The organism is Chromobacterium sp., assembly GCF_041912965.1.
GTDB lineage: Bacteria > Pseudomonadota > Gammaproteobacteria > Burkholderiales > Chromobacteriaceae > Chromobacterium > Chromobacterium aquaticum.
On sequence record NZ_JAYSGF010000001.1, the window covers coordinates 36,290 to 51,752 of the forward strand.

Genomic DNA, 15,463 nt, shown 5'->3' on the forward strand with positions numbered 1-15,463 from the left:
ATTCACGGGTTTTTGCTTGTCTTGATCGCTGTTTACAAGGGTTGAAGATCAAGCTGTGAGCGTAGGCATTGAAACCAGTTGCCGCAGCGGCAGAGACGGCTCCTCGCGCAAAGCCAGGCCTTGCGCGAGGAGCCGTTTTGTCGCCTGATGACGGAATGAGGCTTTGACGCAGCGCCCCTGGTGAAGTAAGCAGGGGCGCGCGGAGGCTTTAGAACGAGTAAACCAAGCCCGTGCCAAAGGAGCTGATGCCGGCATCGTAGAAGCTGATGTCGGAGTTGGATTTGCCGTAGGCGGCGCTGACGAAGCCGGACAAGGCCTTGTAGCCGAACAACTGATGGCGCAGATAGCCGACATCGATGGCGAAGGCCTTGCTGTCCGCTTTTTTATTGTTGAACAGCGGGTTGGCCTGGTCGAAGCGTTGCTGGCGGTAGAGCAGGCCGGCGGTGAAGGTGTTGAGGTCGCTGCTGTAGGCGTAGTCCAGGCTCAGGCCGGCGCTCTTATTGCTCATCGCGCCGCCGTCCAGCTTGTCCTTGCCCCATACCAGGCCCGGAGTCAGGGTCTGGTTGGGGGCGAATGCCCATTCATAGCCCACTTTGAGCAAGGTGGCGTCGCCGTTGCGGTTCAGCGTGGCGCGGTCGGCCGCGCTCAGGCTGGCCACGCTCTGGCCGCTGCGCTCGTCGTCGATCTTGATGTTGCGCTGGGTGAGCAGGGCCTTGAAGCCGGTGCCCATGATGTTTTCCCAGCCCAGCAGCAGGCCGGTGGACTTGCGCTTGGTGCTGTCGCGGTCCACGCCCACGGCGTAGGGGTCGGTCCAGGTGTTTTTGCTGAGGCCGCCGTAGAGCAGGCCAGCGGAGACGATGCCGTTGTTGCCCACTTCCTGGCGCACGCCCAGTTCCAGGGTGTCGTCCATGCCCAGCGGGTCGTGGATCTGGCTGTCGAACACGATCTGGGTGCGGCTGGCGGCGAAGGTGTAGCTGAGGCTCAGCACCGGCAGCGCGAATGTGTCGTTATGGGATTCCGGCGAGTCGTTGAGGCTGTTGGTTCTTTGGTTCTTGTCGCCCTTGTAGAGGTTGGACTTGACCTTGTTGCCGCCCACGCCCAGGCCGACGCTGCCGTTGAAGCCGCTTTCGGTGGGGATGGGGTCGGCGGCGGCCAGGCCCGCGAGCAGCAGGGCGCTGAGGCCAATGCTTATATTGCGCATGTTCACAATCCTTTGATGATGAGGGTGCTATGGACTTCCAGTGGTCGCTACGCCGTGGCGCACGGCGATATTGCAATCTGATGAACGGATAGGCATGAGCAACAACTATGTATTATGCATATTGATTCGGCCGCTTATAGTAGCCGGAAAGCGAGTGAAATGTCTCTTATTCGTGTACCGCTTTGAAAAACGAGCGGGTTTAGACGCTGGCTTGTTGCGCATTTGCCAGCGGGCGCAGTGCTTGCCAGCCGCAACGCCGTTGCGTCGCGGCTTAGTGCATATATTAAGTATGAGGCGGCGGTTTACGCATCATTTGGCGTAGCGCCGCTTCGTAGGTGTTGAGCCGATCGATGTAGTCGAACACGTCCAGCTGCGCGATGCTTTGCGCCAGCACCCGTTCGAGCAGGTGGAAGAAACCGGCCCAGTAACCGCGTTCGGCTCCGGGCGCGTCGAAGTCGACATCGCCAGCGATGCGGGCCAGCAGGAAGTGGTCCGGGCTGCCGGGGTTGTCTTGCAGGAACACGAGGAAGTGCGCGGCGTATTCCCGGCCCAGCAGATAGGCGTGCTGACGGTCGTTCGTTGGCGGCACTTGCCAGCAGTGCACCCTGGGCTGGTCCGGCCGCAGCGCGGCGAAGGGCAGGGCCTGATAGGGCTGGGGTTCGGGGTTGGGGAGGTAGCGGCGGCGAGGCGGCTTGGGAGGGCGTGTCATGGCTATTGCTCCTTTGCGAAGGATTCGCTCGCCGCCCCGCTCTCAATCGGGTTGGCGAGCGCGTGACAGGGTTGAGAGACCGGCGCAAAGGACCCGGCAGGCCATAAAGGCCTCCCCACCACGGCTCGCCGATAATCGGACATAGCAATGGCGCCGGTTGTCGTATGCAACCGGGAATCTTTACAGATCGGGCTCTCAATCCCGGTGCTTGTAATCTCAAGCACGCCCGCATTATTGCCGGCTCGCAGTGTGCTAGGCAAGCGCAGTGGTCTCAGGTGGGGACTTTTTGGGGTACGGATATGCTTTTGGATTAATCCGGCCGCGGCGCGGCGAAGGGCAAGGCCTGATAGGGCTTAGGCTCGGGGTTGGGAGGGCGTAGGTTCTTTTCAGGGGTCAGCCCTGCTCCCTCGTTTGCAATCGGGAAGGCAGGCGCATGACAGGGATTGCAAAACCGGGAAAAGACAACCGGCAGGCCATAGGCCTCCCCGTCACGGCCCGCCGTTGAAGGCATTAGCATAGTGTTGTCTTTTCCATTCCGGCTTGCAATCCCGGCGCTTCAAGATAGAGGAGTGGCTGAATTCTTGCGGGCTCACGGCGCACCCGGCAAGCGCCGCTGGCGGCGGTTTTCGAGGCAGGAACTTGACGGCGGCGGGGGTGGGGCGGAAACGGTTGGTGGTAGTATGGAACGATCAGCAACCATGCCGCGGGAGGGCTGGCATGACAAGAATGCGCCGCTTTGCCTGGGCCGTGTTGTTGCCGCTGGCCTTGTCCGCGTGCTCGCAGCAGCGCACCGCCGATGGCTCGCTCAAGCGTCGCCTGGATTGGCAGGAGGCCCTGGCCTTCGTGCATCAGGATGTGCCGCTGGCCGGCAATCACCTGGTGCTGCGCTCGTCGCTGGGCGGGCGCTTTGAGCTGAAATTCTATGATCGCCAGCTGGTGGTGCCGTTGGACCCGCAATGGGAGCGGGTGCGCATCGTGGATGCGCGCGTCGTCGGCAAGGACGCGCTGGTGCTGTTGCGCGCCGACGATGCGGAGTGCGCGCCGGCTTATCGTCTGCTGCAGCTGCGCGATTACCAGGTGCGCAGCTGGACGCTGGTGGCCAGTTGCAATCAGGAGGGGACGATGGCGGTGGACGAGGATGACGGCGCGTGGCGCGCGCGTCAGCCGCGCAATCGCCTGAACGCGATGGTGTGGACTTGGCGCGGCGGCGAGCTGGAGGCCAGGCTGGAGCGCCCGGCCTCGGCTTATGATTCGCCGCGGACGATTTCCCGCAGCGGTGGCCGCGTCGCGCGCGGGCCGCGCGGCGGCCGCGGCGAGTTGCCGGGCAATGAGCGTGGGCTGCCGCCGGCGGAGTAGTTGCTCACTGCGCCGGCGTCACCCGCACCTTGATGCTGCGCTCCAGCTGCACATTGCTGCGGCTGACGCCGATGAGCACGGTTTCCTGACCGCTCTGGTCACGGCCGATGCCGCCCACGGTCAGCCATTCGCCCAGCGCGCCTTCCACGGTGGTGGCTAGCTTGGCACTGTCCAGGTTCTGGCCGTTGAAGGCTTGCTGGCTGGCGGCCAGTTCCAGCGTCACGCGCTGGCCGCGCAGCCGCGGCCGGGCGTAGAAGCCGGTGACGGCGTCCTGGTAGCGCACGCCCACCACCGGGCGGCCGTCGGCGCCGAACATCAGCCAGGGCAGCGGCCGGCTGCTGCCTATCTCGATGAAGCCGGTCTTGCCGTCCAGCATGCGCAGCGCCTGGCTGGCTTGCAGCCGGGCGTTGGACTGGCTGGCGCCGCCGGCGATCACCACCTGGCTGCCGGGGCGCAGCGTCATCGGCTTGCCGGTGCTGATGCTGTAGCCGCCGCCCTGCACCTGGCCGCCCAGTTGCACCGCGGATTTGCTTTCGCGGCTGACGCCGTCCTGGGCCACTTCCACCAGCAGGGACGAGGATTTGACATCCAGCTGGCGGATCAGCCGCCGCAGTTCGGCGCTGCGGCCGGGCGGGGCGTCCAGGATCAGCTGGTTGCCCAGCGCGCCCAGCTTTTCGCCGTCGCGCAGTTGCGGGCGCAGCGCGGCGGCCACTTCGTCGCCATCGCGCCAGTTGAGGGTGATCACGTCGGCGGCTTGCGCGGCGGCGGCCAGGCTCAGCAGCACGGCCGCCAATAGGGTTTTTCGTTTCGATCTCATGTCACAATTCCTTGCCGGAGCGCCAGATGGCCCAGACCAGCCACACGCTGTTGAACATGGCCAGCATGAAGCCGATGAAGCCGAAGAAGGGCAGGCCGAACAGCTTGGGTCCGGCGTTGACGGTCATCACGATGGAGGAGCCTATGATCAGGCAGCCGGTGACGATGCCCATGGTCAGCCGGTTGGCGCTGCGGTCCAGCTGGCGGCCGAAGCTGTCCAGCCGTTGCAGGTCCAGGTTGACGCGGAACTTGCCGTGGCGCATGTCCTTGGCCATGCGCATCAGGTCGCGCGGCAGGCTGGAGAGCATGGACAGCGCTTCGCTCAGCGAGTGGCGTCCGCGCTTGAACAGGGCGCTGGGGTGGTAGCGGGCGATGGAAAGCTCGCGCACGAAGGGAGTGATGTGGGCGATCAGCTGGAAGTTGGGGTCTAGCTGGCGGCCCAGGCCTTCCAGGGTGATCAGCGCCTTGAACAGCATGGCCATGTCCGGTGGCAGCAGGATGGAGTGGTCGCGGATCAGCGCCATGATGTCGCCGATCAACTGGCTGATGTTGATGCCCTTGAGCGGCACGTGTTCGTACTGGAACAGGAATTCGCCCACGTCGTGGGCGAACTGGCGTTCGTTGACCGGGGTGCTGCCGGTCCATTCGATCAGCACGTCGATGATGCCGGCTTCGTCGCGGTTGGCGACGGCGGCGAGCAGGTCGACGATTTCATCGCGGCGGCCATGGCTGATGCGGCCCACCATGCCGAAGTCGATGAAGGCGATGCGGTGTTCCGGCAGGAAGAACACATTGCCGGGGTGCGGGTCGGCGTGGAAGAAGCCGTGGATCAGGATCATCTTGAGCACGGCGTCGGCGCCGCGCTGGGCCAGCAGCACCGGGTCCAGGCCGCTGTCGGCCAGTTGTTCCAGCCGGGCGGCCGGCACGCCGGCGATGTAGTCCTGCACGTTGACGGCGGCGTTGGTGTAGTCCCAGTACACCTTGGGCACTTGCACTTCCGGATCGTCGGCGAAGTCGCGGGCGAAGCGTTCGGAGTTGCGCGCTTCCACCGCGAGATCCATTTCGCGCTTCAGCGAGCGGGCGAACTGGCCGACGATTTCCACCGGCTGGAAGCGGCGCACGTCGGGGAATTCCAGTTCCAGCAGGCCGGCCAGATGGTTGAGGATGCGCAGGTCGGCGTCGACCTTGTCCACGATGCCGGGGCGGCGCAGCTTGACCGCCACTTCGCGGCCGTCGCGCAGGGTGGCGCGGTGGACCTGGGCGATGGAGGCGGAGCCTATGGGTTCGAGGTCGAAGCTGGCGAACAGCGCTTCCGGTTCCGCGCCCAGCGCGGCCTTGACCAGGCGGCGCACCGATTCCGGGCTGACCGGCGGCACCTTGCTCTGCAGTTTCTCGAATTCGGCTATCCATTCCGGCGGGAACACGTCCACGCGGGTGGACAGGATTTGGCCGAGCTTGATGAAGGTGGGGCCCAGTTCTTCAAAGGCCAGGCGCACGCGCACCGGGGTGGGCGGGCGGCTTGCGGATTCCGGCAGGTCCAGGTTCAGCCATTGGCCGGCTTTTTCCACCGCGCGCGGTAATTTTAGCCTTTGGGCGAATTCGCCCAGGCCGTGGCGGATCAGGATGCCGCTGATTTCTTTCAGCCGCGGCAGGTCGCGCATGGCGATCAGGGTTTCTCTCAGCATGAATGCTGCCTTGTGGGCATGGGGTTGTCGCTCAAAAACAAGGGCTTGCCGGGCGGGCGCGCCGACGCGGCCTTGCCGCGGGGGTTTCGCCGTCCGTCATGCCATTGCGATGGATTGTACGCCATTAGTGGCGGCTGTCTCGGCCAAGGTTCAAGCCGGGCGGCCCAAAGCGCCGGAAACGGCCTGCCTGCGGCTTTACACTGCCGCCCCCGTCCGATAGAGTTCGGCCTATGAAATTGCAACTCCGCTTAATGACTCTGGTGCTGGCGGGCTTTATGGTATTCGCTGAAGCGGCGCCGGAAAAGGCCCCTCCGGAAGGGCGCCCCGCGGCGGAAGCTAGCGCGCAGTCCGGCCAGGACGATCCCATATCCAAATTCTCCTCCCCCGCGGAAGACGCGGTGGGGGATCTGCTGTTGCAAGCCATGAGCCTGTTGGGCGTGGCCTATCGTTTTGGCGGCAACTCGCCGGAAAACGGCCTGGATTGCAGCGGCTTTATCCGCTATGTATTTCAAAAGTCGCTGAAGGTGAATCTGCCGCGCACGTCCGCCGAAATGGCGCGAGTGGGCAAATCCATCAATCGCGGCGAACTCGTGCCCGGCGATCTGGTCTTTTTCAACACCCGCGGCTTCACGTATTCGCATGTCGGCATGTATATGGGCAATGGCAAGTTCATCCATGCGCCGCGTACCGGCAAGAATATCGAGGTGGCCAATATCAATCAAAGCTATTGGGCCGGCCGTTTCAACGGCGCGCGGCGGGTGAACCGCAGCACGGCGGCGCAGGCGGCGGACACGTCGGATGATCTGAACGTGGCGGCGCCGGTGCGCAAGGTGGCGGACAGCGCGCCCGCGGTCAAGTGCCGCAAGGGCAAGAAGTGCAAGACGGAGGCGGCGGCCAAGAAGGGTGGCAAGGCCGAATCCAAAAAGGCCGGCAAGGGCGGCGCCGCGAAGAAGGGCGGCAAGGCGGCTGCCGGCGGCAAGAAAAAAGCCAAGCGTTGATTGGCGGTTTAAGCTGGTAACGATAGCAGGATTGACATTGCCCGCATTGCGGGCAATGTGCTTTGGAGTGAAACGATGGCATTGAACGTGACTATTCCGGTGTGGAAGGACCCACAAGGCAATGTGGTGGCCTGCGTGGAGAAGCTGAAGGTGATGCAGGAGAACCTGGAGGAGCTGGCGCAGCTGGCGCAGGACGCGTTGGAAGACGCGGTGCTGATGGGCTGCGACGAGCATCAGGTCAAGGAATTCCTGGTGCAGGTGATGCAAAGCCTGCACAACCCCTATCAAGGGCGCTGAGCGCCGTTTTCATCCACCCCCTCGGGCCGCCGCCGCGCGCGGCGGGCCCGCGACTCGCTCCGGAAAGGGGCTTTTTTGATGCATTGGCCTTTTGAAGCCTTTATCGGCCTGCGTTATTTGCGGGCCAAACGCCGCAACGGTTTCATTTCCTTCATTTCCCTGATTTCCATCATCGGCATCGCGCTGGGGGTGGCGACGCTGATCATCGTGCTGTCGGTGATGAACGGTTTCCAGAAGGAGATCCGCGGCCGCATCCTGGGCGTGGCCTCGCACCTGGAGATCAGCAGCTTCGACGGCCGGCTGGAGCATTGGCAGCAGACGGCCGAGTTGGGCCGCCAGCAGCCGCATGTGCTGGCCGCGGCGCCCTTCGTCAGCGGCCAGGGCCTGTTTTCCGCCTACGGCAATGTCCGCGGCGGCCTGCTGCGCGGCATCGAGCCGGCGCTGGAGAACAAGGTGGTGGACGTGGGCAGCCACATGGTGGCCGGCAAGCTGGAGGATTTGCGTCCCGGCGAGTTCGGCATGGCGCTGGGCGCGGAATTGGCGCGTCAGTTGAACGTGGGCCTGGGCGACAAGGTGATGCTGTTCGTGCCGCAGGGCACGATCACGCCGGCCGGCATGCTGCCGCGTTCCAAGCAGTTCACCGTGGTGGGCATTTTCAAGGTGGACATGTTCGAGTTCGACGCGTCGATGGCGATGGTGAATCTGCGCGACGCCCAGGTGCTGTCGCGGCTGGGCGATAATGTCAGCGGCGTGCGCTTCAAGCTGGACGATCCGATGCTGGCGCCGGCGGTGAAGGCGTCCCTGCGCGCCAAGCTGCCGCAGAACCTGGTGACGGACTGGACCGACAGCAATTCCAATTATTTCCGCGCGGTGCAGATCGAGAAGCGGATGATGACCATCATCCTGACCTTGATCGTGGCGGTGGCGGCGTTCAACCTGGTGTCCACGCTGGTGATGGTGGTGACCGACAAGCAGGCGGACATCGCCATTCTGCGCACCCTGGGCGCGTCGCCCGGCAGCATCATGAAAATCTTCATGATCCAGGGCTCGGTGGCCGGGGTGCTGGGCACTTTGTCCGGGGTGGTCTTCGGCGTGGTGGTGGCCTTGAACCTGGGCGTGATCGTGCCGGTGATCGAGCGCATCATCGGCAGCAAGATCTTGTCCAGCGAGGTGTATGTGATCGACTATCTGCCGTCCGACGTGCAGTGGAGCGATGTGTCCTCCATCACCCTGATTTCCCTGGCGCTGGCCTTGCTGGCCACGCTGTACCCCAGCTGGCGCGCGGCGCGCACGCAACCGGCGGAGGCCTTGCGCTATGAGTAATGTGTTGTCGTGCCAAGGGCTGGGCAAGTCCTATAACGAGGGCAAGCTGCAGTTGACGGTGTTGTCCGATGTCAGCCTGTCGGTGGAGAAGGGTGCCAGCCTGGCCATCGTCGGCGCGTCCGGCTCCGGCAAGAGCACGCTGCTGCATTTGCTGGGCGGGCTGGACACGCCGAGCCAGGGCAGCGTCGAGGTGCTGGGCCGCGATCTGGCTACCTTGTCCGAATCCGAGCGCGGCCGCTTGCGCAATGCCTCGATGGGCTTTGTGTACCAGTTCCACCATTTGCTGCCGGAATTCAGCGCGTTGGAAAACGTGATGATGCCGCTGTTGATCCGCCGCATGGCGCGCAAGCAGGCGGAAGGGATGGCGGGCGAGATGCTGGAACGGGTGGGCCTGGGCCAGCGCCTGCTGCACAAGCCGGGCGAGTTGTCCGGCGGCGAGCGCCAACGCGCGGCGATCGCGCGCGCGCTGGTGACGCAGCCGGCCTGCCTGCTGGCGGACGAGCCCACCGGCAATCTGGACGTGCACACCGCGCGCCAGGTGTTCGACCTGATGCTGGAGCTGAATCGCACATTGGGCACCAGCCTGATCATCGTCACCCACGATCTGGATTTGGCCGCGCGCACCCAGCGCACGCTGCGGCTTAACGAGGGCCGGCTGGCCGAACTGGCGCCGGAGCGCGCCGACAGCGCCGGCCTGGCGCTTTGATTGCTTTCGGACCCGTTTCAAACTTAGGAGACCACATTGCTGTTCAAGCGTGAAGAAATCGATTTTGATGCCTTGCTGGATATTTTGCAGACTTCATCCGGGATGATGGAGGCCGTCATCGGCGTCCTGTGCATCTTCATCGCCTTCCACCTGGCCCGCTTCACCTTCAAGCATGTCTTCGCCCATGCGCCGGAGCGCTATGAGCGCTTCCTGCCCTATGTCGGCTTCCGCCTGGTGTTGCCGGTGGCGGCGCAGGCGCTGGTGCTGCTGTCGCGCTCGGCCTGGGTGCATTTGCTGCATGAGCGGGCGATGATCCTGCATCTGTTGAGCGCGATGCTGTTCTGGCTGACGCTGATCCGGCTATGCTGCGCGGTGGTGCGCCAGGCCTTGCCCAAGGGCCGTTTCGAACGCCACACCGAGCATTTCCTGGCCACGGCGCTGTGGCTGGGTTTCGTCAGCTGGGCCATCGGCTTCGACATGGTGGTGATCGACTGGCTGGAATCGATGTCGTTCTCGGTGGGCAAGAGCCGGCTGAACATGCTGACCATTCTGAATGGCCTGCTGTGGGTGTCCATCATCGTGGTGGTGGCCTTGTGGGCCAGCCGCCTGATCGAATCGCGCTTGATGAATTTGAAGCACCTGGACCCGAGCCTGCGCATCGTGTTCGCCAAGCTGACCCGCACCGGGCTGTTGATCGCCGCGGTGCTGATCGCGCTGCCGGTGGTGGGCATAGACCTGACCGTGCTGTCGGTGTTCGGCGGCGCGGTGGGTATCGGTCTGGGTTTCGGCTTGCAGAAGATCGCCAGCAACTTCGTGTCCGGCTTCATCATCCTGCTGGACCACTCCATCCGCATCGGCGACCGGCTGATGGTGGAGAATCGCGTCGGCTACGTGACCAAGATGACCTCGCGCTATGTGGTGCTCAAGGGCGCGGACGGCACCGAGGCGCTGATTCCCAATGACTCGCTGATGTCCAACACCGTGGTCAACCAGTCGTACTCCGACAAGAGCATGTGGACCAGCTTGCCGGTGTCGGTGGCTTACGGCACCGATCTGGACAAGGCGCTGGAATTGCTCAAGCAGGCGGCCAATCATCCGCGGGTGCAGCAGGAGCCGGCGCCGCGCGGCTTCGTCACGCTGTTTGGCGATAGCAGCATCAATCTGGAGCTGGGTTTCTGGGTGGCGGACCCGGAAAACGGCTTCATGGGCTTGAAATCCGATTTGAATATGGCAATCTGGCGGCTGTTCCAGCAGCACGGCATTCAAATGCCGTTCCCGCAGCGGGAAATCCGCATACTCAACGACAAGCCGCAAGAATAAGGCAGGGGAGACGCCGCCATGGCAGGCAAACGCTTGGCAATCATAGACGACGACGCCGCGGTGCGGCAGTCGCTGGTCTGGCTATTGGATGGCCAGGGTTATCAGGCCGCCGGCTTCGACAGCGGCGAGGAATTCCTGGCCTGCCCGGACGGCGGGGATTTCAACGGCATCATCCTGGACCTGCGGCTGTCCGGCATGAGCGGCATCATGCTGCTGGAAAAGCTGGCCGGCTGGCCTTATTGCCCGCCGGTGATCATGCTCACCGCCCATGGCGACGTGCCGCACGCGGTGGCGGCGCTGAAGCTGGGCGCGCTGGACTTCATGGAAAAACCCTTCGACGACGAACGGCTGCTGGAACGCGCCGAGGCGGCGGTGCTGCGCGACGAGCAGAACCGCTTGCTGCATGGCCGCCGCAGCAAGGTGTCCGCCGCGCTGTCCTTGCTGACGGACCGCGAGCGCGAGGTGATGCAGCTGATTCTCACCGGCAAGCTGAACAAGCAGATCGCCGAGGAGCTGGCCATCAGCATGAAGACGGTGGAAGTGCACCGCGCCCGCGTGTTCGACAAGATGGGCGTCAAATCCGCGGTGGAGCTGGCCGGCCTGTTGGCCAGCCAGAGCCCGGCCAATGGAGGCAAGCGCTGATGGGCAGCAAGCAACCGGTATCGGTGCTGGTGGTGATCCATGCCATGGACGGCCAGGCGCTGCTGATCGAGCGCGCCGACAAGCCCGGCTATTGGCAATCCGTGACCGGCAGCCGCGAAGGCGATGAGTCCTTGCGCGACACCGCGCTGCGCGAGTTGGCCGAGGAAACCGGCCTGATCCTGGAACGCGACGATGTCCGGCTCAGCGATTGGGGCATCGTCAACCGCTATGAAATCTACCCGCATTGGCGTCACCGTTACCCGGATGGCGTCACCCACAACGACGAGCATGTGTTCGGCCTGTGCCTGGAGCGGCCGCTGGCGGTGACGCTGGCGCCGCGCGAGCACCTGGCCCAGCTCTGGCTGCCATGGGACGAGGCCGCCGCCAAGGTGTTTTCGCCGTCCAACGCCGAGGCGCTGCGCTTGCTGCCGCAAAAACTGGCCGCGGCGACGCAGGCGTGAAGCCGCTGATCTGGCTGGCCGAGGACGAGGCCGGCATCGCCGACACCCTGGTCTACACGCTGGAAACCGACGGCTTCGCGGTGGAGTGGTTCGAGCGCGGCCTGCCGCTGTTGGAGCGCCTGGCCGCCGAGCGGCCGGCGCTGTGCATCCTGGATGTGGGCCTGCCGGACATCAACGGCTTCGAGCTGTGTCGCCGCCTGCGCGAGCGCGCCGATGTGCCGCTGATGTTCCTGACCGCGCGCAGCGAGGAGATGGACCGCATCATCGGCCTGGAAATCGGCGCCGACGACTATGTGGCCAAGCCGTTTTCGCCGCGCGAGGTCAGCGCCCGAGTGCGCACCATTCTGCGTCGTTACGCCAAGGGCCAGACGCCGGCCGCCGCGCCGGCGCCCGCTGGTTTTGAGCTGGACGAGGCGCGCGCCTGCGTGCATTTCGCCGGCCACAAGCTGAACCTGACCCGCTATGAATACCTATTGCTGAAAACCCTGCTGGCGGAGCCGGGCCGGGTGTTTTCGCGCCAGCAACTGATGGAGCGGGTGTGGCGCGACGCCGAGGACAGCTTCGACCGCACCGTGGACACCCATATCAAGACCCTGCGCGCCAAGCTGCGCGACATCGATCCCGACGCCCAGCCCATCCAGACCCATCGCGGCCTGGGCTACAGCCTGGGCGAATGAGCATGCGCTTCGGCCTGAGGCTATTCCTCGGCTATTTCCTGATCGTGGCGGTGGCCGGCTGGTTCGTGCTGGCCATTTTCACCCAGGAGGTGAAGCCGGGCGTGCGCCGCGCCACCGAGGGCACGCTGGTGGACAGCGCCAATGCGCTGGCCGGGGTCGCCGCCGCCGACATCGCCGACGGCGACATCGGCAACGGTCGGCTGGCGCGGGCCTTGCGCGGCCCGCCGCGGCCGCCGATAGGCGCCAATATCTCCGGCATCGTCAAGAACAATATGGAATTCCGCGTCTACGTCACCGACGCGCGCGGCGTGGTGATCTTCGATTCCAGCGGCCGCGACCTGGGCCGCGACTACTCGCGCTGGAACGACGTTTACCGCACGTTGCGCGGCGAGTACGGCGCGCGCAGCACCCGCAGCAAGCCGGATGACGAAAACAGCAGCGTGATGCACGTGGCCGCGCCGGTGCGGCTAGATGGCCGCATCGTCGGCGTGCTGACGGTGTCCAAGCCCAATGTGGCGATGGAGCCGGTGATACGCCGCAGCGAGCGCAAGATCATGCTGGCCGGCGGCGCGCTGCTGGGCGCGGCCTTGTTGATAGGCGCGGTGATGGTGTGGTGGATCAACCGCTCCATCCGCCGGCTGGTGGGCTATGCCGAGGCGGTGGCGGCCGGCGAGCCAGCGCGCTTGCCGCGGCTGGGCAGTCCGGAGCTGGACAGCCTGGGCCAGGCGGTGGAGGCGATGCGGCGCAAGCTGGAAGGCAAGGAGTATGTGCAAGCGTATGTGCACACGCTGAGCCATGAACTGAAAAGCCCGCTGGCGGCGATACGCGGCGCCGGCGAGCTGCTGCGGGAAGACCCTCCGCCGGAAACGCGACGCCGTTTCATCGACAATATCCTGGCGCAAAGCCTGCGCATGCAGCAGTTGATCGAAAGACTGCTGTGGCAGGCTCGGGTGGAATCGCGGCTGCGGCCGGACGCCCAGGCGCTGGACTGGCCGGCCTTGATCGCGGAAACCGTGGACGGCAAGGCGTTGGCCGCCGCGCGGCGCGACGTGGAGTTTGATTGCCGGCTGGCGCCGGCGGCCTTGAACGGCGACCGCTTGCTGCTGGCGCAGGCGCTGTCCAATCTGCTGGACAATGCGCTGGAGTTCAGCCCGCCGGGCGGCGTCATCGAGCTGAGCGGCGCGCCGGAAGAGGGCGGCTATCTGCTCCGCGTGCGCGACCATGGGCCGGGGGTGCCGGATTATGCGCTGGAGCGGGTGTTCGAGCGCTTTTATTCCTTGCCGCGGCCGGACAGCGGCAAGAGCACCGGCCTGGGCCTGAGCCTGGTGCGCGAAGTGGCGCAGCTGCACGGCGGCCGCGCCGAACTGCTTAACCATGCCGATGGCGGCGCCGAGGCGCGGCTGTGGCTGCCGCCGGGCTGAGCCCGCTTCGATAGCGAGCGGCTTCGGCCCACTTCACCGAGACTTCACACGGGCTCATTCCCGCTTCATCGCCTGGATTTAGGCTGTCTCCCGTCATAGATCCAGGAGACAAGCGATGAAGAAAAACCCCTTATTGACCAAAATACTGATCCTGCTGGCGCTGTCCTTGGCGCTGCTGGTGCCGGTGAGCGCGATCAGCAATCTGATTTCCGAACGCAAGCACTACCAGGAAGAAGCGGTGGAAAAAGTGGTGGCCAGCACCAGCGGCGAGCAAACCGTGATCGGCCCGGTGCTGGTGATTCCCTATGTGGAAACCGTGGAGGAGAAGCAGAACGGCAAGACCCAGAGCGTCAAGCACGAACTGGAGCGCTATGTGCTGCCGCGCCAGCTGGCGGTGGACGGCAAGCTCAAGGTCAGCCCGCGCGCGCTGGGCATCTACCAGGCGCTGATCTTCGGCAGCGAAGCCGGCTTCAGCGGCCATTTCGAGATTCCGCCGCAGCCGGATCTGTTCAAGCCGTCGATTCAGTTGAAGACCCCCTATCTGGCGGTGGGCATCAGCGATCCGCGCGGCATCGGCAAGGTGCCACAGTTGAACGCTGGCGGCAAAGCGCATCCATTCTCCGCCGGCGCCGGCCTGCCGCATATGAGCGAGGGCATACACGCGCCGCTGCCGCAGTTGCTGGACCTCGCCAAGCCACAGACGCTGCCGTTCGCTTTTCAGCTCAATCTGCAGGGCACCCGCAGCATCAGTTATGTGCCGGTGGGCGAAAGCAGCACGTTGAGCCTGACGTCCAACTGGCCGCACCCCAGCTTCATCGGCAACTTCCTGCCGCTGCAGCGCAGCGTGGACGCCAAGGGCTTCAAGGCGCAGTGGGAGAGCAGCTGGTTCGCCAATAATCTGAACGACCGTTTCCAGCAAGCCGCCTTCAGCGACGGCAAATCCGGCCTGAGCGCCTTGCCGGCCTTCAGCACCGGCCTGGTGCAGCCGGTGGATCAGTATCAACAGAATGAGCGCTCGGTCAAATACGCGGTGCTGTTCATCGGACTGACCTTCTTGTCCTTCTTCCTGCTGGAAACGCTGCGCAGCCTGCGCGTGCACCCTATCCAGTACGTGCTGGTGGGCATGGCGCTGGTGATGTTCTTCCTGGTCCTGCTGGCCTTGTCCGAGCACCTGGGCTTTGGTCCCGCCTATCTGCTGGCGGCGGCGGCCTGCGTCGGCCAGATCGGCTTCTACGTCAGCCATATCCTGGGCGGCTGGAAGCGCGGCCTGGGTTTCGCCGGACTGCTCAGCCTGCTGTACGCGGTGCTGTACGGCCTGCTGCAGTCCGAGGACAACGCGCTGTTGCTGGGCAGCTTGCTGCTGTTCGCCGCCTTGACCGCGATCATGACGCTGACGCGGCGGCTGGACTGGTATCGCTTCTCGGCGCGCAGCGAAGACACGGCGGCGGAAGCGCCGCTGCCTTCGCCCCCGGAGCAGTCTTGAATGCCGCGGCATTGACATCGGCATGATTTTACGGATTCACAAAACCGCCATCATCGAGTAATGCGCTCTCGCTATCGTTTTCCCGCCCGGCCATCTTCCGGGCGGGGCGCCGGCCCGGATACGTCCCGGGCCGGCGGTTTTCCATTGCGGCTCCGCGCTGGCGCCGCCATAAAACGACTAGCTTCCGATGACGCATACCACTCTCACGCCGGCCCACTGGGCGCGCTGGCTGGCCGCCTGCCTGCTGGCAGCCTTGCTCGCCGGCTGTATCGGCGACAGCAATCAAAATCCGTCCGGCCAGCCGGGCAATGGCAATTCCAATCAAACCAAACCGCCGGCCAAGCTCAGCTGCGCGCCCTGACCGGACC

16 protein-coding genes are annotated in these 15,463 nt (G+C 64.7%); 12 read left to right on the forward strand and 4 right to left on the reverse strand.

What is annotated here, in order from left to right; all coding sequences use genetic code 11:
* Positions 1–208 precede the first annotated feature (208 nt).
* Positions 209–1,201 (reverse strand): DUF2860 family protein, encoded by a 993-nt coding sequence (locus tag ACE3QM_RS00115; protein WP_231461425.1) that lies wholly within the window; start codon positions 1,199–1,201, stop codon positions 209–211.
* 283 nt (positions 1,202–1,484) lie between these two features.
* Positions 1,485–1,910: a hypothetical protein gene (locus ACE3QM_RS00120; RefSeq protein WP_374419297.1), complete on the reverse strand. Its 426-nt coding sequence runs from the start codon at positions 1,908–1,910 to the stop codon at positions 1,485–1,487.
* Positions 1,911–2,627: 717 nt separating this feature from the next.
* On the opposite strand from ACE3QM_RS00120, the gene ACE3QM_RS00125 reads away from it, so the two are divergent.
* Positions 2,628–3,266, forward strand: a complete 639-nt coding sequence (locus tag ACE3QM_RS00125; protein WP_374419299.1) for a hypothetical protein — start codon at positions 2,628–2,630, stop codon at positions 3,264–3,266.
* Positions 3,267–3,270: 4 nt separating this feature from the next.
* Here the strand turns inward: ACE3QM_RS00125 and ACE3QM_RS00130 are convergent, their stop codons facing one another.
* Together ACE3QM_RS00130 and ACE3QM_RS00135 are read right to left on the reverse strand one after the other, a co-directional pair.
* Positions 3,271–4,083 (reverse strand): hypothetical protein, encoded by an 813-nt coding sequence (locus ACE3QM_RS00130; RefSeq protein WP_374419301.1) that lies wholly within the window; start codon positions 4,081–4,083, stop codon positions 3,271–3,273.
* A 1-nt stretch (position 4,084) separates the two neighbouring features.
* Complete coding sequence (locus tag ACE3QM_RS00135) at positions 4,085–5,767, reverse strand: ABC1 kinase family protein (protein WP_374419303.1); 1,683 nt, start codon at positions 5,765–5,767, stop codon at positions 4,085–4,087.
* A 275-nt stretch (positions 5,768–6,042) separates the two neighbouring features.
* On the opposite strand from ACE3QM_RS00135, the gene ACE3QM_RS00140 reads away from it, so the two are divergent.
* The 11 genes from ACE3QM_RS00140 to ACE3QM_RS00190 all read left to right on the forward strand — a co-directional run bounded on the left by ACE3QM_RS00140 (position 6,043) and on the right by ACE3QM_RS00190 (position 15,456).
* Positions 6,043–6,765 carry a C40 family peptidase gene (locus ACE3QM_RS00140; protein WP_374419305.1) on the forward strand — a complete coding sequence of 241 codons (723 nt, stop codon included), beginning with the start codon at positions 6,043–6,045 and terminating at the stop codon, positions 6,763–6,765.
* Between the two features lie 75 nt (positions 6,766–6,840).
* On the forward strand, positions 6,841–7,062 hold the full coding sequence (locus tag ACE3QM_RS00145; protein ID WP_374419307.1) for a hypothetical protein: 222 nt from the start codon (positions 6,841–6,843) through the stop codon (positions 7,060–7,062).
* A gap of 78 nt (positions 7,063–7,140) precedes the next feature.
* Positions 7,141–8,385, forward strand: coding sequence for a lipoprotein-releasing ABC transporter permease subunit (locus ACE3QM_RS00150; protein ID WP_048408918.1), 1,245 nt, complete (start codon positions 7,141–7,143; stop codon positions 8,383–8,385).
* The gene (lolD, locus tag ACE3QM_RS00155; protein ID WP_374419310.1) at positions 8,378–9,091 is read left to right on the forward strand and encodes a lipoprotein-releasing ABC transporter ATP-binding protein LolD; all 714 of its coding nucleotides are present in this window, start codon (positions 8,378–8,380) and stop codon (positions 9,089–9,091) included. The genes ACE3QM_RS00150 and lolD overlap by 8 nt, the downstream gene beginning before the upstream one ends.
* Positions 9,092–9,127: 36 nt before the next feature.
* Positions 9,128–10,411: a mechanosensitive ion channel family protein gene (locus ACE3QM_RS00160; protein WP_231461433.1), complete on the forward strand. Its 1,284-nt coding sequence runs from the start codon at positions 9,128–9,130 to the stop codon at positions 10,409–10,411.
* An 18-nt stretch (positions 10,412–10,429) separates the two neighbouring features.
* A complete protein-coding gene (locus ACE3QM_RS00165) occupies positions 10,430–11,053 on the forward strand; it encodes a response regulator transcription factor (RefSeq protein WP_048408920.1) in 624 nt (207 codons plus the stop codon).
* On the forward strand, positions 11,053–11,514 hold the full coding sequence (gene nudB / locus ACE3QM_RS00170) for a dihydroneopterin triphosphate diphosphatase (protein WP_231461434.1): 462 nt from the start codon (positions 11,053–11,055) through the stop codon (positions 11,512–11,514). Before ACE3QM_RS00165 ends, nudB begins: the two co-directional genes overlap by 1 nt.
* Complete coding sequence (gene creB, locus ACE3QM_RS00175) at positions 11,511–12,191, forward strand: two-component system response regulator CreB (protein WP_374419313.1); 681 nt, start codon at positions 11,511–11,513, stop codon at positions 12,189–12,191. Before nudB ends, creB begins: the two co-directional genes overlap by 4 nt.
* Before the next feature lie 2 nt (positions 12,192–12,193).
* Positions 12,194–13,612: a two-component system sensor histidine kinase CreC gene (gene creC, locus ACE3QM_RS00180; RefSeq protein WP_231461436.1), complete on the forward strand. Its 1,419-nt coding sequence runs from the start codon at positions 12,194–12,196 to the stop codon at positions 13,610–13,612.
* 115 nt (positions 13,613–13,727) lie between these two features.
* Positions 13,728–15,095, forward strand: a complete 1,368-nt coding sequence (creD, locus tag ACE3QM_RS00185; protein WP_374419315.1) for a cell envelope integrity protein CreD — start codon at positions 13,728–13,730, stop codon at positions 15,093–15,095.
* A 187-nt stretch (positions 15,096–15,282) separates the two neighbouring features.
* Positions 15,283–15,456: a hypothetical protein gene (locus ACE3QM_RS00190; protein WP_374419317.1), complete on the forward strand. Its 174-nt coding sequence runs from the start codon at positions 15,283–15,285 to the stop codon at positions 15,454–15,456.
* The last annotated feature ends 7 nt before the right edge of the window (positions 15,457–15,463 follow it).

Coding starts and splice junctions, on each gene's coding strand:
- ACE3QM_RS00115 (WP_231461425.1), bottom strand. CDS start 1,201: ATGCGCAATATAAGCATTGGCCTCAGCGCCCTGCTGCTCGCGGGCCTG.
- ACE3QM_RS00120 (WP_374419297.1), bottom strand. CDS start 1,910: ATGACACGCCCTCCCAAGCCGCCTCGCCGCCGCTACCTCCCCAACCCC.
- ACE3QM_RS00125 (WP_374419299.1), top strand. CDS start 2,628: ATGACAAGAATGCGCCGCTTTGCCTGGGCCGTGTTGTTGCCGCTGGCC.
- ACE3QM_RS00130 (WP_374419301.1), bottom strand. CDS start 4,083: ATGAGATCGAAACGAAAAACCCTATTGGCGGCCGTGCTGCTGAGCCTG.
- ACE3QM_RS00135 (WP_374419303.1), bottom strand. CDS start 5,767: ATGCTGAGAGAAACCCTGATCGCCATGCGCGACCTGCCGCGGCTGAAA.
- ACE3QM_RS00140 (WP_374419305.1), top strand. CDS start 6,043: ATGGTATTCGCTGAAGCGGCGCCGGAAAAGGCCCCTCCGGAAGGGCGC.
- ACE3QM_RS00145 (WP_374419307.1), top strand. CDS start 6,841: ATGGCATTGAACGTGACTATTCCGGTGTGGAAGGACCCACAAGGCAAT.
- ACE3QM_RS00150 (WP_048408918.1), top strand. CDS start 7,141: ATGCATTGGCCTTTTGAAGCCTTTATCGGCCTGCGTTATTTGCGGGCC.
- lolD (WP_374419310.1), top strand. CDS start 8,378: ATGAGTAATGTGTTGTCGTGCCAAGGGCTGGGCAAGTCCTATAACGAG.
- ACE3QM_RS00165 (WP_048408920.1), top strand. CDS start 10,430: ATGGCAGGCAAACGCTTGGCAATCATAGACGACGACGCCGCGGTGCGG.
- nudB (WP_231461434.1), top strand. CDS start 11,053: ATGGGCAGCAAGCAACCGGTATCGGTGCTGGTGGTGATCCATGCCATG.
- creC (WP_231461436.1), top strand. CDS start 12,194: ATGCGCTTCGGCCTGAGGCTATTCCTCGGCTATTTCCTGATCGTGGCG.
- creD (WP_374419315.1), top strand. CDS start 13,728: ATGAAGAAAAACCCCTTATTGACCAAAATACTGATCCTGCTGGCGCTG.
- ACE3QM_RS00190 (WP_374419317.1), top strand. CDS start 15,283: ATGACGCATACCACTCTCACGCCGGCCCACTGGGCGCGCTGGCTGGCC.